Genomic DNA, 14,180 nt, shown 5'->3' on the forward strand with positions numbered 1-14,180 from the left:
TCACGCCCTCTGAACTTCGCGCCCGGTTGGCGGGGCCGGCTCGTGGCATAATCGATCGCTATTTTTCGCCTGACGGATGCTCCGATGAATCTGCTGGACTTTGTGATTGCTCCCGCCCATGCCGCCGCTGGCGCCCCGGCCGGCCCGAGCCTGCTGTCGACGCTGGCCTTCCCGGTCATCCTGATCCTGATCATGTACTTCCTGATGATCCGGCCGCAGATGAAGCGCACCAAAGAGCACCGCGCGATGCTCGAGAAGCTGGCGGTCGGTGACGAAGTCATCACCAATGGCGGGATTGCCGGCGTGGTCCGCGCGATCGGTGACAGCTTCCTGACCCTCGAGATCGCCGAGCGCGTCGAGATCCGCGTGCAGAAGGGCGCGGTCGGCAACGTGCTCCCCAAGGGCACCCTGAAGTCGGCCTGATTCCGATCTCCGGTTCCATCATCTCTCCAGGCGCCACCCGCGAGTGGTGCCCGAGGCAACGCAATGCTTGAATTTCCCCGCTGGAAGTACGCCCTGATCCTGGTGGTGCTGGTCCTGGCTGCGCTGTATGCGCTGCCCAACGCCTACCAGAAGAACCCGTCGGTGCAGATCACCCCGAGCACCAGTGAGGCGCGCATCGACGAGGCCCTGCGCCAGCGCGTGGAGGTCCTGCTGAGCGAAGCCGGCGTGACGCCGATCGGCACGGAGATCGATGACAATCATCTGCTCGTGCGGTTGCATGACGCGGATGCGCAGACAGTGGCCTCCGACGTGCTGCGTCCGGCGCTGGGCGAGAACTATTCGGTCGCGTTGAACCTCGCTTCGACCGTGCCCCAGTGGCTGTCGGATCTGGGCGCACGGCCGATGTCGCTGGGCCTCGACCTCCAGGGCGGCGTGCATTTCGTGATGCAGGTCGACCAGGCCGCGGCGCTGCAGAAGCGCGTGGAAGGTTACGCGGACGGCATCCGGACAGCGCTGCGCGACGCACGCATCGGCTATTCCAGCGTCGAGCGCCGCAACGACAACACCATCGGCGTGGTGCTGGTGGAGGGGGCGGACGTCAACGCCGCCCGCGCACGCATCATGGAAAGCCTGGCCAGCGCGTCGGGCCAGGTGGTCGGCGGCAGTGGCCCGCAGGTGCTGGCCGACGGCAACCGCATCACCGTGCGCCTGTCGCAGGGCGAGATCGACCGCATCGCTGCCGACGCGGTCGAGCAGAACCGCACCGTGATCTCCAACCGCATCAACGCGATCGGCGTTGCCGAGCCGGTGCTGCAGCGCCAGGGCGAGGACCGCCTGGTCATCCAGCTGCCCGGTCTGCAGGACACCGCCGAGGCCAAGCGCCTGATCGGCGCGACCGCGACGCTCGAGTTCCGCGCCGTCACCGGCGACGAGAACCAGGCCGCAGCAGTGGTCGCGTCGGGAAGCATCCCGGCCGACTCGCGCATCTACTACAACGAGACCGGCACGCCGCTGCTGCTGTCGCGCCGCATCCTGGTATCGGGCGATCAGCTGATCAATGCCAATCCGACCACCGATTCGCAGACCGGCACTCCGTCCGTGAGCATCACGCTCAACAGCGCGGGCGGCAAGCGCATGCTCGACCACACGCTGCAGAACGTCGGCCAGCGCCTGGGCATCGTCTACGTCGAGCGCATTCCGACCGTCCGTATGGTCGACGGCGAGGAAGTGCGATCTTCGCGCAGCATCGAGCGCGTCATCAGCTCTTCGACGATCCGCGGCGTATTCGGGCGCGAGTTCCAGACCACCGGCCTGTCCCGCGAAGAAGCCAACGACCTGGCCCGCCAGCTCAAGGCCGGCGCACTGGCCGCGCCGATGGACTTCGTCGAGGAACGCGTTGTCGGCCCGAGCCTGGGCGCGGAGAACGTGGAGCGCGGTCTGACCGCGGTGGCCTACGCATTCGTCTTCACGCTGATCTTCTTCATGCTGTACTACCGCATGTTCGGCATCGTGACCTGCCTGGCGCTGATCCTGAACCTGCTGATCGTGGTCGCGGTGATGTCGCTGTTCGGCGCCACGATGTCCTTGCCGGGCTTCGCTGGTCTGGCGTTGTCGATCGGCCTGTCGGTCGACGCCAACGTGCTGATCAACGAGCGCATCCGCGAGGAGCTGCGCGCGGGCATGCCGCCCAAGGCGGCGATCGTGACCGGCTATGAGAAGGCGTCGGACACCATCTTCGACTCCAACCTCACCGGCATCATCGCGGGCGTTGCGCTGTATGCCTTCGGTACCGGCCCGCTGCAGGGCTTCGCGGTCACGCTGGTGATCGGCATCGTCGCCTCGATGTTCACCGCGATCGTCGTGTCGCGTGCGCTGGTCACGTTGATCTATGCGCCGCGCAAGAAGCTCAAGTCCCTGGCGATCTGACGGGAGAACCCACAGATGAAAATTTTCCCGTTGACACTTATCCCGGCCAACACCCGCATCGACTTCATGCGGATGCGGCACATCTGGGTCGCGTTGTTCGTCCTGCTGTCCATTGCCTCGGTCGCGGTGGTGGGGCTGAAGGGCTTCAATTTCGCCCTCGACTTCACCGGCGGCACTGCCGTCAATGTCCGCTTCGAGCAGGCCGTCAGCGTCGACGACGTGCGCGAGCGCCTGGAGACGGCAGGCATCGCCAACGCCCAGGTGCAGACCTTCGGCAGCGGCACCGACCTGCTCATCCGGGTGCGTGGTGAGGAAGACCAGACGAACGTGGACGGCAATGCCGAGCTTGCCGCGAGCGTGCTGTCGGCGGCATCCACGCCGGAGAATCCCGGCCGGATCCTGAGCACCGAGTCGATCGGTTCGCAGGTGTCGGGCGACCTGCGCAAGAACGCCATCTACGCGGCGATCTTCGTGCTGGTGGGCTTCCTGCTCTACATCAGCGTGCGCTTCGAATGGAAGTTCGCGGTCGTCGCCAGCCTGACCACGCTGTTCGACGTGATGGTGGTGGCTGCGTTGTTCTCGCTGACCGGGCGTGAGTTCGATCTCACCGTGCTGGCTGGTCTGCTCTCGGTGATGGGCTTCTCGATCAACGACACCATCGTGGTCTTCGACCGCGTGCGCGAGAACTTCCGCGTACTGCGCGCCGATCCGCTGGAGGTGTTCAACCGGTCGATCAACCAGACCCTGTCGCGCACCATCATCACCTCGCTGGTGTTTTTCCTGTCGGTGCTCGCCCTGTTCCTCTACGGCGGCGGTTCGCTCGAAGGCCTGGCGCTGACCCAGATGTTAGGCGCACTGGTCGGTACCCTGTCGTCGATCTTCATTGCTTGCCCGCTGCTGACATATGGCGCGCTGAAGGTGACCAAGCAGGACCTGCTGCCGAAGGCGCGCGACGAGGAAGCGTTGGCGCGCCGTCCCTGAGATCGGCATTCCGGTCGCCGCCAGGCGCCGGAATGAGCGTTGTACGAAGAAGCCGCGCATTGCGCGGCTTCTTTTTGTGGGATTGCCACTCACCGTGGACCTGGAGCCGGAAGGCAGTGCGCCGACTGGATGTGCGTCGCGCACACAGATGCGGATACCCGCTGACACAGGTGCCGTCCGGAGCGCGCTCCGCCGGCGGTCGCTCGCCGATGGCGGACGCGCAGCCCGGCGATGATCCGCAACAAAAAAGGCCGCGCAATGCGCGGCCTCTCCGGAGTGCCCAGGGTGAGCGGCGGCTCAGAACTCCTTGGCGTAACCCGAATCGACCAGGCTCTTCTGCAGCGGCGTGACGATGTGCACGTTGCCTGCCACGACCTGGCGTCCGCCCGCGAAAGCCACGTTCATCGGCCCGAGGGTGGCGCCCTTGAAGTCGCTGACGCGGCCACCGGCCTCGCGGACCAGCAGCACGCCGGCCGCAATGTCCCAGGGGTGCACGCCGGCCTCGAAATAGCCGTCGGTGCGGGCCGCGGCGACATAGGCCAGGTCCAGCGCGGCTGAACCGGTACGGCGGATGTCCTCGGCCGACTCGAGCAGCGTTTCGACCGCGCGCAGCTGCGCGCCGACGCGCTTGCGTTCGCGCGGGGCAAAGCCGGTCGAGAGCAGGGCGCCAGTCAGTTCGCGGCGTTCGGACACCCGGATGCGGCGCTCATTGAGTTGCGCGCCGGCGCCGCGGGTCGCGGTGAACAGCTCATTGCGCAATGGATCGAAGATCACGCCGTGCAGCGGCTCGCCGCCTTCGACCAGCGCGATGGACACGCACCAGTGGGGCAGGCCACGCAGGTAGTTGCTGGTGCCGTCGAGCGGATCGATGACCCAGGTGTAGCGGCTCTGACCACCGCGGCCCGGCTTGGCGCCGCCTTCTTCGCCGAGCACGGCGTATTCGGGATAGGCGCGGCGCAGTTCCTTGACGATCGCCTCTTCGGCGAGGCCATCGACCTCGCTCGCGTAATCGTGGCGCGCCTTCTCGACGACGTTGAGCGCATCGAGCTTGTGCATGTTGCGCAACAGGACGCCGCCGCCGGCGCGCGCCGCCTTGACCATGACATTGACAGCAGGTTGAAGCATCGCGGAGGTCTCCGGGCGCGGGCGGGATCGAGGGGAAAAAGAGCGGTGCCGGCGCTGGGCCGGTCGCGCAGTTTACCATTCGCGTCATGCAAGCGCCCCTGAATTCCGACACCGGCATGGACACGACCAACGCAATCGATCTCGCCGACCGCATCCGCATCGTGCTTGTGGGCACCCAGCACCCCGGCAACATCGGCTCGGCCGCCCGCGCGATCAAGACCATGGGGCTGCACCGGCTGGTGCTGGTCGCCCCGCAGAAGTTTCCGCACAACGAGGCCGACATGATGGCGGCCGGCGCCGAGGACGTGCTCAACGCTGCGGTCGAAGTGGCAACGCTGGCCGAGGCGGTCGCCGATTGCCGGCTGGTGCTCGGCTGCACCGCGCGCAGTCGTCGCGTGCAGCTGCGCGAACTGCGGCCGCGCGAGGCGGCGGCATCCGTGCGCGTCGAGGCCGGCGCCGGCGGCGAGGTGGCGCTGGTGTTCGGCCGTGAACGCACGGGCCTCGACAACGACGAACTGCAGCTGTGCCATGCCGCCGTGCATATTCCCGCCAATCCCGAGTACAGCTCGCTGAATCTCGCAGCCGCAGTGCAGGTGCTCAGTTACGAAGTGCGACTGGCGCTGCTGGGCGAAGGCGACGCGCCGCCTGCGGTGATCGCGTCGGCGAATCCGGAGGCGGTTCCGCACGCGGAGCTCGAAGGCTTCTTCGCCCAGCTGGCCGACACGCTGGACGCGATCGATTTCCACAAGGGACGCGCGCCGGATTCGGCGATGCGCAAGTTGCGGCGACTGTTCGTGCGCACCGGGCTCGACCACAAGGAGGTCCGCCTGCTGCGCGGCATCCTCGCCGACGCCCAGCGCATGGCGCGACTGGCGGGAACGCGCGACGCCGGATGAGCGCGCAGCCGCTGTCGCGCGACCTCCGATTGGGCTAGGCTCGCCGCTTCATCCACGTCATCGGATCGGTCTTGGCCTTGCGTCCTTTCTTCCGCTGGCTCACGACGGGGATGGTGCTGGCACTGGCGATCACGGCTTCACCCGCCGCCGAACCGCGCAAGGTGCTGGTGCTCGGTCGCATCAGCGACGATCCAACGGCGCACTACGAACAGCTCAGGCCGCTGCTGGACTACGTCGTCTCCCGCATGGGCGATGTCGGCATCACCGAAGGTCGCGTGCTGATGGCGCGCGACGTCCAGCAAATGCAGAGCTATCTGCGCCGCGGCCGGGTGGACTGGGTGACCGAGACCGCCAGCGGTGCGATGCGCCTCGAGGCTCGCGCAGGCGCGCGGGCGCTGCTGCTGACCGAGCGGCATGGCGTGAGCCGTTACCACACGGTCTACTTCGCCCGGCGCGAGAGCGGCATCGGCGCGCTCGAGGACCTGCGCGGTCGCAGTATCGGATTCCAGAACCGGCAGTCGACGAGCGCCTATTTCGTGCCCGCCGCCGAGCTGCTTGCCCAGGGGCTGCCGCTGGAGATCCTGCTGTCCCCGCGCGATGCACCCGAGCCGGGCTCGGTGGGCTATCTGTTCGGGCGCTCGGAATTCAACATCGCCTCATGGGTGCACAAGGGACTGGTCGATGCCGGGGCGATGAGCAATCTCGACTGGGACAGCCCGCGCCAGGTGCCCCCGGCGTTCAAGCGCGACTTCGTGATCTTCCACGAGAGTGCGCCGTTCCCGCGCGCGCTGGAAATGGTCCGCGGCGACCTGGAACCGCGTGTGGCGGAGCGGCTGCGCGAAGTGCTGATCGAGGCCCGGGACGATCCTGCAGCTGCCGACGCGCTTCGCCAGTTCTTCCGCACAACCGCCTTCCTGCCCATCGATGCGGATACCCGGGCGGGGCTCGATGGGCTGCGCGACGGTGTGGCCCGCGTCGTGGCGGACGTCGAGTGAAACTGCGCGCGAGCCTGCAAACGGCGTTCCTGGCGCTGATGGCGGCGACCGTTCTGATCGGGCTGGTGTCGGTGGCCCTGGTCATGCAGCAGCAGAAGCAGTCACAGCGGCAGATCGTCACGCTGAGCCAGCGCTCGATGCATGCGCTGGCTTCGCAGCGCCTGCTCTCGCGCGGCGAAGCGGTGTCGGCGCAGCTCGCCGATGCCCTGGTGAATCCGCTGTACTACTCCGATCTCGAAGCGATCGGCAGCGCCGTTGGCAACGTGCTGCGCCAGCCCGATGTGAGCTACGTGCTCGTCTATGATGCCCAGGGGCGCCTGGTCCACGACGGCAGCCAGGACATCGAACGCTACGGCCAGCGCATGAGCGATCCATTCGCGCTGGAGGTCATCGGCGCCGGCGGGCAGCTCGTCCAGCGCGACGATTCGATGCTCGACGTCTCCACGCCCATCCGAATCGGCGATCAACGCCTGGGCGGTGTCCGCATCGGCTATTCGCTGGCCACCGTGCGCGACGACGAGGTGGCGATGGCGGACGCGATGCAGGCCCGCCTCGACGAGATCGCCCGGCGCCACCTGGTCGGGCTCGGCGCGTTGCTGCTGGTGCTGCTCGTACTCGGCGGACTGGTCGCCGCGGTGCTGCAACGCCGGCTGGTGCGTCCGGTACGCCAGCTCGCCGCCGCGGCCCAGCAGATCGAGGCCGGGCACTATCACGTCGAGATTCCGGTCGACGCGCGCCAGGACGAGATCGGCGATCTGATGCGTGCGTTCGACCGCATGCGAGACAGCATCGCGCGGCACGATCGCGACATCCGCCGCATGGCGTACACGGATCCGCTGACCGGCCTGGCCAACCGCCTTGCGCTGCGAGAGTCTCTGGACCAGCGCCTGTTGCAGATGCAGGGCGCGGCCGGGCAACTGGCGCTGCTGTTCGCCGACGTCGACAACTTCAAGCGCGTCAACGACACGCTGGGCCACGACGCCGGGGACGAGGCCCTGGTGCAGTTCACCGCACGCATCGATGCCGCCGTTCGCGAATTCGACATCGCCCGTCCCCAGCTGGCGCGATTCGGCGGCGACGAATTCGTCATCCTGCTGCAGGTGCCCGCTGGCAGCGGCGCCGACCTGCGCGACGTCGCCGCCGCGCTGGCGGCGCGGCTGGTCGAGGAGGTCGCGCGGCCCATCGACATCGAGGACCGGCGCGTTTTCCTCGGCATTTCGATCGGAATCACCGTATTTCCCGACGACGCCGGCAGCGCGACGATGCTGCTCAAGAACGGCGACATCGCGATGTACCAGGCCAAGCTCGCCGGCAAGAACGGCTACCGCTTCTACAGCCTCGCACTGGATCAGGCGGGCGAGCGGCGTATCCACATGGAGCAGGAGCTGCGCGGGGCCTGGGAGCGCGGCGAGCTCAGCCTGGTCTACCAGCCGGTGGTGCGGATGGAGGACCGGGCGCTGGTCGGCGTGGAAACGCTGCTGCGCTGGCAACATCCAGAACTCGGCCACGTGGCGGCACCGGTGTTCATCGACGTGGCCGAGCAGAGCGGGTTGATCGACGTGATCGGGCCGCTGGTGCTGCGTGCGGCCTGCATCCAGGCACGTGCCTGGCAGCGCCGTTTCACGAAGGCGGGGGCGCTGTTCATTGCGGTCAACGTGTCTCCCCGACAATTGCACAGCACGGTCTTCGCGGCCGAGATCGAGGCCGCACTGCACGACTCGGGCCTGCCGCCTCACCTGCTGCACCTGGAGCTCACCGAGACCGCGGTGATCGGTGACGAGGCCCGGATCGGACAGGTGCTCGGTGAACTGCGCACGCGTGGGGTCAAGATCTGGCTCGACGATTTCGGTACCGGCTTCTCCGGACTCAACCACCTGCGACGGGTGCCGGTGGACGGGGTCAAGATCGACCGCAGCTTCGTGGCCGACCTGTTGCGGGATCCCGACGATCTGGCGCTCACTTCCGCGATCATTTCGATGGCCCATTCCATCGGTATCACCGTCGTCGCCGAGGGTGTGGAAACGGAGGGCCAGTACGAGGTGCTGCGCGATCGCGGCTGCGATCTCGGCCAGGGCTACTGGCTGGGCCCTCCGTTGACGGCGGCGGAGTGCGACGCGCTGCTCGCCTGAAGATCGCCTGCGCTGGGGTTGCCTCCTGGGCCCGCGGCGCCCGGTGCCTGGCGATCGCTCGCGCTTGACGACACGGCCCCAAGACGTGCAGGGCAGCAGCATCGCGCGCTGCGTGACGCCCGACAGTCGGAACGTGCAGGCCCGGTCCTAGAACAGCCGCCCCAGCCACTCGCCGGTCGCGGTCGCCAGGGCGCCGCTGAGCACGCCGAAGAATCCGATGGCGGCCACCCCCACGCCCCATGCCCACAGCATCAGCGCCCCGTCGCGTTCGAGCAGGGCCAGCGCGAACGCCAGCAGCAGCAGGCCGAAGACGTAATTGGTGAACGGGATCGGCAGGGCCAGCAGGATCCCCAGCAGCACCAGCACCAGTCCAGTGAACATGGTCGCTGCCCGATGGTCGAGCACGTGCGTCAGGCGCGCCCGGCTCAGCCGCTCGAGCCGTCTGAGCCAGGGATCGAGCACGGCCTCGAAACGCTGCACCGCGCGGCGATGGGGGCCGCGTTGCGCGAGCCATCGCGGCAGCCAGGGCTTGCGCATGCCGAGCAGCAACTGCACACCGATCAGCACGACCAGCGGGCCACCGATGGCGCCGCCAACCCCGGGAACGGGAATGAAGGCGGGCAGGGTGGCCATGAACAGCATCATGCCGAAGACCCGCTTGCCCAGCCCGAGCAGCAGGTCGTCGAAGCGCAGGGTGTCGGCCGGATCGCCTTGCGCCATTGCCGCCAGCAACTCGCGGGTGCCCGCTTGCCCGCGCTGGTCGGACTCAGGCGGCATCGTCGTGGGTGTCGGACAGGCGCTGCAACAGCAGCTTGTCGACCCTGGGGCCGTCGAGATCGACGATCTCGATGTGCCAGCCGTTCCATTCGAAATGCTCGGCGACGTTGGGAATCCGCCCGAAGCGCGCGATCGTCATGCCGGCCGCAGTGTGGAAGATGTGCTCGTCCTCGCCCGGCAGGGCGCCGCCGCCGAGCAGTTCGCGCAGGGCGCCCGTCGGCAGGGTGCCGTCGACCAGCATCGAGCCGTCCTCGCGCGTGACCACCAGCGGGGTGGCATCGGCGCCGCTGCTCTGGGTGCGGCCGATGACCGCCTCCATGACATCGTTGATCGTCACCATGCCGGTGATGTCGCCGTATTCGTCGACCACCAGGGCCAGCGACTGCTGGTGCTCGCGCAGGATTTCCAGCAGTTTCATCGCCGGCGTCGACTCGGAGACGAACAGCGGCTCGCGCAGGTACTTGAACAGGTCGAACTCGGGCTCCTCGAGGCGGTCGATCAGCGACTTGATCTCGAGCACGCCCACCACATCCGCATCGCTGCCGCGGAACACCGGATAGCGCGAGTACGGCGTCTTGCGCATATCGGCGAGGTTTTCTTCGAAACTGGCGCCGATGTCGAGCCAGGCGATGCGCGTACGCGGAGTCATCAGGCTCTCGGCGTCGCGATCGCCAAGGGTGAGCACCCGGTTCACCATGTTCCGCTCGTCCGTGTCGATCACGCCCTGCTCGTGGCCTTCGCTCACCAGCATGCGGATCTCCTCTTCGGACACCTGGGCCGCCTGGGTGTTGTCCAGTCGCAACAGTTTCAGCAGACCTCGCACGCTGGCGCTGAGCAGCCACACCGCGGGCGTGGCGGCTCGCGACAGCCAGTGCATCGGCAGGGCGACCAGCGATGCCAGGCGTTCGGGCGCCAGCAGTGCGAGCCGCTTGGGCAGCAGTTCGCCGAAAACGATGGTCAGGAACGTGATCAGGCTGACCGCCAGCACGGTGCCGACGGTCGAGGCATAGCTGCCCAGGATCGGCAGGCTCGATGCCAGCCAGGTACCGATCGCCGTACCGAGGGCATCGCCGCCGAGCATGCCGGTGAGTACGCCGATCGTGGTGATGCCGACCTGGACCGTGGACAGGAAGCGCTCGGGATGCTCGGCCAGGTCAAGCGCGGCGCGCGCGCTGCGGTGCTCGGCGGCCAGCTGCTTGAGACGCGGCTTGCGGGACGTGACCACCGACATCTCCGACAAAGCGAAGAATGCATTGCAGGCGATCAGCAGCAGCACGATCAGGATCAGTTCCAGCATCGCCGGACCTCCCGCGGTATGTGATGCCGGTCACGGCGATGGCGGGGGGCGGCAAGCGGTCGGGCCTGGCGGCGGTTCGGGACCGGCGAGCAGGCGGACGCGGGGGGCGGTCTAGAATCGTCTTCCATGTGCGGGATGAACAGCGCGGGGGGCGCGGCGGGGACTATAGCAGCGGGCCGTGATGGCAATGGCGACCTGAGCCGCGCCGGGCTGGCCGCAACTGTCATTGAGCCGTCATAATTCGCGCCTGCGCAAAGCGTCCCACCCCGGGCACGCGACATCGAGGCGTCCGGCATGTTCTCCCTGCAAACCATCTTCGGCCAAGGCAACCAGTTCTACACCCTGCTCGAGGAGGCCGCGGTCGCGGCGCACGACAGCTCCAAGGCCCTGCACGCGATGCTCCGCGATGCCGATCGCCAGCCGGCGCTCGACGCCTTCAAGCTGGCCCGCATGCGCGAGCGCGAGGCGTCCAACAAGATCAGCCAAGCGTTGGTGGACAGCTTCATCACGCCGATCGAGCGTGAGGACATCGAGGCGCTGGGTTCGGCGCTCTACAAGATTCCCAAGCAGATCGAAAAGTTCGCCGACCGCTACTCGCTGGCCACCCAGCACCTGGAACATATCGATTTCGCGCCCCGCGCGGCGATGCTCGAGCAGGCCGCAGCGGTCGTTGTAAAGATGGTGCGCACCCTGCGCAGCATGAAGCTCGAGCCGATGAAGGCGCTCAACGACGAGCTGCGCGCGCTGGAGAACGAAGCCGACCGGCTGATGCTCGAGCTGTACCGCGACATCTATTCGGGGAAGCTCGACCCGCTGCAGATGTTCCTGCTCAAGGAATTCTTCGAGATCCTCGAAAAGGCGATCGACCGCTGCCGCGAAGCCGGCGTGGTCGCCTACGAGATCGTGCTCAAGAACTCCTGACGGGCCGACCTCATGCTGACCCTCGTGCTGATCGTGGTCGCGACCGCGCTGGTGTTCGAATACATCAACGGGTTCCACGATACCGCCAACTCGATCGCCACCGTCGTGGCGACCAAAGTGCTTTCGCCGATGCAGGCCGTGGGCCTGGCTGCCTCGATGAACCTGATCGGCGCCCTGGCGGGAACCGCTGTGGCGCAGACCATCGCTTCGGGCCTGATCGATGCAGGGGTCGTCGAAGTCGGTTCGCAGCTGATCCTGTGCGCGCTGGTGGGCGGGATCGTCTGGAACCTGATCACCTGGTGGTTCGGTCTGCCCTCGTCGTCCTCGCATGCGCTGATCGGCGGATTGATCGGCGCCGCGCTGGCCGCGGCCGGAATGAACTTCGACGTGGTGATCTGGTCGGAGCCCGCAGAACCGATCTGGCGCAGCGCCGGCGTGTTGTGGAAGGTGGTCGTGCCGATGGTCGGCTCGCCAGTCCTCGGTTTCGCCGCCGGCTTCCTGATGATGGGGTTGCTGTTCTTCATCATCTCGATGATGGCGCGCAGCGGCGGTGTGCTGGCGCGCCTCGCCCGTCCGCGCTGGGTCAATGCGTTGTTCGGCAAGAGCCAGATCGTCAGCGCCGCCGGTATGGGGTTCGCGCACGGCATGAACGATGCGCAGAAGACGATGGGCATCGTCGCGTTGACCCTGGTCAGCGCCCAGAGCGTGGGGACGCTTGACAACCTGCCGGACTGGCTCGCCTTCCTGCATCCCTCGCCCGGCGCGCTGGCCAATGGCGACATCGACCTGTGGATCAAGATCAGCTGCGCGCTGGTGATGGCGGCCGGCACCGCAGCTGGCGGCTGGCGCATCATCAAGACGCTCGGCCACAAGCTGGTCAAGCTGCATCCGATCCACGGCTTCGCCGCCGAGACCAGCGCCGCGTCGGTGATCCTGGCCGCGTCGTCGCTCGGTATCCCGGTTTCGACCACCCACAACATCTCCTCGGCGATCATGGGTGTGGGCACGGCCAAGCGGCTCAATGCGATCAAGTGGAGCGTGGTCAACAAGATGATCTGGGCGTGGATCCTGACCATCCCGATGTCGGGCGGTATCGCCTATGGCCTGTTCCGGACGCTCCATCACTTCGGCTGGGTATGAGTTGCGCAGCTGCCTGCGGGCGGTTTGCTAGAGTCGCCTGACACCGCATGAGGATGTGCCTGTGAATCGACTCGGTCTGACCAACATTTATCTGAAGTGTGGGCTGCTTCTGATTCTGTTCGGCATCGTCTGCGGGCTCATCGTGTTCAATGTGCAGCTCGGGAACACGCGCACCCGCGAGCTGATGATCTGGGGAGCGATGGGCGGCTTCATGAGTGGTCTCGTGCTGTACGGGATCGGTCGCATCAAGCACGCCTTGCGGCATCCCGGCCGCTCGGACGCACGATCCTGATTTTGATCGCCTGCAAGGCGGACGCTGCCCTGGACGGTTACGCAGCTGCCCGCGAGCGCATCCTCGCCGCCATCCGCGCGGTACCTGCGGGCAGCGTTGCCGGCTATGGGCACATCGCGCGCCGTGCCGGGCTGCCGGGCCGCGCGCGACTGGTCGCGCGGGTATTGCGTGACCACGGCGATCCGGAGTTGCCGTGGCACCGCATCGTCCGCAGCGACGGTCGCATCGCGTTTCCCGAGCAGTCCGCGGGCTTTGCGGAGCAGGCGCGCCGCCTGCACGCCGAAGGCGTCACGGTGACCCGTGGACGCGTGCGCATGCCGGTCGAAGACGGTCTCGACAAAGCGCTGTGGGGACCCGGCGCACCCGACTGATCCTGCACGGTCGCATCCACTCGCGGCCCGCTATCATGGCGCCGCACAGTGAGGAGTCCGGATGTTTCCGAGGTTGCCACAGGCCGTCAAAGCGATCCTGGCCATCAATGTCGTCGTGTTCGTCCTGCAACTTGTGCTGGGCAACGCGCTGGCGGTGTTCATGCTGTGGCCGCTGGGCGGGAGCGAGGTCGGTGGGCTCGGCTTCATGCCGTGGCAGCTTGTGACCTACGGCTTCATGCACGACCCGCGCAACATCGCGCACCTGGCGTTCAACATGCTGGCGCTTGTGATGTTCGGCTCCCAGCTCGAGTACACCTGGGGCACGCGGCGCTTCGTCACCTACTACCTGGTCTGCGTGGTCGGCGCGGGGCTGTGCCAGCTGGGCGTGGTCAGCTGGTCGCTGGCCCAGGGCGCGTTTCCGTATCCCACGCTGGGCGCATCAGGCGGCGTGTTCGGCCTGCTGCTGGCCTACGGCGTGCTGTTCCCGAACCAGCGCCTGGTGCTGCTGTTTCCGCCGATTCCGATGCGTGCACGCACCCTGGTCATCGTCTACGGCCTGGTCGAACTGGTGCTCGGTATCACCGGCACGCGCTCGGGCGTTGCGCACTTCGCACATCTGGGCGGCATGCTGTTCGGCTGGCTGCTGCTGCAGCACTGGCGCGGACGCCCGCCGTTCAACCGCGGCGGGCGCAAGCGTCACGTCCGCAGGCTCTGAAGCGCCGCGCGGGGCGGCTGCCGCAAGATGGCTGCCAGGCCCTCCGAAGCCTTGCGACGATTCCCGGCCTCGCGGTGACCCCGGCGCAAGCGCGGCCTCCCGGGACCATGCATCTTCGCTGATACCGGTGGGAGGGCCGCTACCCGGCAGCGCGCCGGCGACTAGCTGAAG

At 67.3% G+C, this 14,180-nt stretch carries 13 protein-coding genes and 2 pseudogenes; 12 read left to right on the forward strand and 3 right to left on the reverse strand.

From position 1 onward, the window contains the following. Positions 1–84 precede the first annotated feature (84 nt). The 3 genes from yajC to secF all read left to right on the forward strand — a co-directional run bounded on the left by yajC (position 85) and on the right by secF (position 3,351). Positions 85–423: a preprotein translocase subunit YajC gene (gene yajC, locus CNR27_RS06515; protein WP_096297465.1), complete on the forward strand. Its 339-nt coding sequence runs from the start codon at positions 85–87 to the stop codon at positions 421–423. A 63-nt stretch (positions 424–486) separates the two neighbouring features. Then, a complete protein-coding gene (gene secD / locus CNR27_RS06520; RefSeq protein WP_096297466.1) occupies positions 487–2,370 on the forward strand; it encodes a protein translocase subunit SecD in 1,884 nt (627 codons plus the stop codon). A gap of 15 nt (positions 2,371–2,385) precedes the next feature. Beyond that, positions 2,386–3,351 carry a protein translocase subunit SecF gene (secF, locus tag CNR27_RS06525; RefSeq protein ID WP_096297467.1) on the forward strand — a complete coding sequence of 322 codons (966 nt, stop codon included), beginning with the start codon at positions 2,386–2,388 and terminating at the stop codon, positions 3,349–3,351. Positions 3,352–3,648: 297 nt separating this feature from the next. Here secF and CNR27_RS06530 read toward each other — a convergent pair whose 3' ends face one another. After that, positions 3,649–4,476 carry an inositol monophosphatase family protein gene (locus CNR27_RS06530; protein WP_096297468.1) on the reverse strand — a complete coding sequence of 276 codons (828 nt, stop codon included), beginning with the start codon at positions 4,474–4,476 and terminating at the stop codon, positions 3,649–3,651. A gap of 116 nt (positions 4,477–4,592) precedes the next feature. Here CNR27_RS06530 and CNR27_RS06535 point away from each other — a divergent pair, with 116 nt between their 5' ends. The 4 genes and pseudogenes from CNR27_RS06535 to CNR27_RS15915 form a co-directional block, all read left to right on the forward strand. Beyond that, the gene (locus tag CNR27_RS06535; RefSeq protein ID WP_096300374.1) at positions 4,593–5,372 is read left to right on the forward strand and encodes an RNA methyltransferase; all 780 of its coding nucleotides are present in this window, start codon (positions 4,593–4,595) and stop codon (positions 5,370–5,372) included. A 110-nt stretch (positions 5,373–5,482) separates the two neighbouring features. Beyond that, on the forward strand, positions 5,483–6,367 hold the full coding sequence (locus CNR27_RS06540) for a phosphate/phosphite/phosphonate ABC transporter substrate-binding protein (protein ID WP_096297469.1): 885 nt from the start codon (positions 5,483–5,485) through the stop codon (positions 6,365–6,367). Positions 6,368–6,504: 137 nt separating this feature from the next. Next, positions 6,505–7,683: pseudogene (locus CNR27_RS15910) on the forward strand (diguanylate cyclase domain-containing protein); the annotation flags it as partial. A gap of 69 nt (positions 7,684–7,752) precedes the next feature. Next, positions 7,753–8,496 (forward strand): annotated as a pseudogene (locus CNR27_RS15915) (EAL domain-containing protein); the annotation flags it as partial. 147 nt (positions 8,497–8,643) lie between these two features. Here CNR27_RS15915 and CNR27_RS06550 read toward each other — a convergent pair. Together CNR27_RS06550 and CNR27_RS06555 are read right to left on the reverse strand one after the other, a co-directional pair. After that, on the reverse strand, positions 8,644–9,273 hold the full coding sequence (locus CNR27_RS06550; RefSeq protein WP_096297470.1) for an exopolysaccharide biosynthesis protein: 630 nt from the start codon (positions 9,271–9,273) through the stop codon (positions 8,644–8,646). After that, positions 9,263–10,570, reverse strand: a complete 1,308-nt coding sequence (locus CNR27_RS06555) for a hemolysin family protein (RefSeq protein ID WP_096297471.1) — start codon at positions 10,568–10,570, stop codon at positions 9,263–9,265. Before CNR27_RS06555 ends, CNR27_RS06550 begins: the two co-directional genes overlap by 11 nt. A 294-nt stretch (positions 10,571–10,864) precedes the next feature. On the opposite strand from CNR27_RS06555, the gene CNR27_RS06560 reads away from it, so the two are divergent. From CNR27_RS06560 to CNR27_RS06575, 5 genes are all read left to right on the forward strand, one after another. Further along, positions 10,865–11,491, forward strand: a complete 627-nt coding sequence (locus tag CNR27_RS06560; protein ID WP_096297472.1) for a DUF47 domain-containing protein — start codon at positions 10,865–10,867, stop codon at positions 11,489–11,491. A 12-nt stretch (positions 11,492–11,503) separates the two neighbouring features. Then, on the forward strand, positions 11,504–12,631 hold the full coding sequence (locus tag CNR27_RS06565; protein WP_096297473.1) for an inorganic phosphate transporter: 1,128 nt from the start codon (positions 11,504–11,506) through the stop codon (positions 12,629–12,631). A 61-nt stretch (positions 12,632–12,692) separates the two neighbouring features. After that, positions 12,693–12,923 carry a hypothetical protein gene (locus CNR27_RS15435; protein WP_179948156.1) on the forward strand — a complete coding sequence of 77 codons (231 nt, stop codon included), beginning with the start codon at positions 12,693–12,695 and terminating at the stop codon, positions 12,921–12,923. A 2-nt stretch (positions 12,924–12,925) separates the two neighbouring features. Then, positions 12,926–13,294, forward strand: a complete 369-nt coding sequence (locus CNR27_RS06570) for an MGMT family protein (protein ID WP_233580208.1) — start codon at positions 12,926–12,928, stop codon at positions 13,292–13,294. Positions 13,295–13,355: 61 nt separating this feature from the next. Further along, a complete protein-coding gene (locus CNR27_RS06575) occupies positions 13,356–14,009 on the forward strand; it encodes a rhomboid family intramembrane serine protease (protein WP_096297474.1) in 654 nt (217 codons plus the stop codon). Positions 14,010–14,180 lie beyond the last annotated feature (171 nt).

Origin of the sequence: Luteimonas chenhongjianii, from assembly GCF_002327105.1 — a bacterium.
Taxonomy (GTDB): domain Bacteria; phylum Pseudomonadota; class Gammaproteobacteria; order Xanthomonadales; family Xanthomonadaceae; genus Luteimonas; species Luteimonas chenhongjianii.

Coding starts and splice junctions, on each gene's coding strand:
- yajC (WP_096297465.1), top strand. CDS start 85: ATGAATCTGCTGGACTTTGTGATTGCTCCCGCCCATGCCGCCGCTGGC.
- secD (WP_096297466.1), top strand. CDS start 487: ATGCTTGAATTTCCCCGCTGGAAGTACGCCCTGATCCTGGTGGTGCTG.
- secF (WP_096297467.1), top strand. CDS start 2,386: ATGAAAATTTTCCCGTTGACACTTATCCCGGCCAACACCCGCATCGAC.
- CNR27_RS06530 (WP_096297468.1), bottom strand. CDS start 4,476: ATGCTTCAACCTGCTGTCAATGTCATGGTCAAGGCGGCGCGCGCCGGC.
- CNR27_RS06535 (WP_096300374.1), top strand. CDS start 4,593: ATGGACACGACCAACGCAATCGATCTCGCCGACCGCATCCGCATCGTG.
- CNR27_RS06540 (WP_096297469.1), top strand. CDS start 5,483: ATGGTGCTGGCACTGGCGATCACGGCTTCACCCGCCGCCGAACCGCGC.
- CNR27_RS06550 (WP_096297470.1), bottom strand. CDS start 9,273: ATGCCGCCTGAGTCCGACCAGCGCGGGCAAGCGGGCACCCGCGAGTTG.
- CNR27_RS06555 (WP_096297471.1), bottom strand. CDS start 10,570: ATGCTGGAACTGATCCTGATCGTGCTGCTGCTGATCGCCTGCAATGCA.
- CNR27_RS06560 (WP_096297472.1), top strand. CDS start 10,865: ATGTTCTCCCTGCAAACCATCTTCGGCCAAGGCAACCAGTTCTACACC.
- CNR27_RS06565 (WP_096297473.1), top strand. CDS start 11,504: ATGCTGACCCTCGTGCTGATCGTGGTCGCGACCGCGCTGGTGTTCGAA.
- CNR27_RS06575 (WP_096297474.1), top strand. CDS start 13,356: ATGTTTCCGAGGTTGCCACAGGCCGTCAAAGCGATCCTGGCCATCAAT.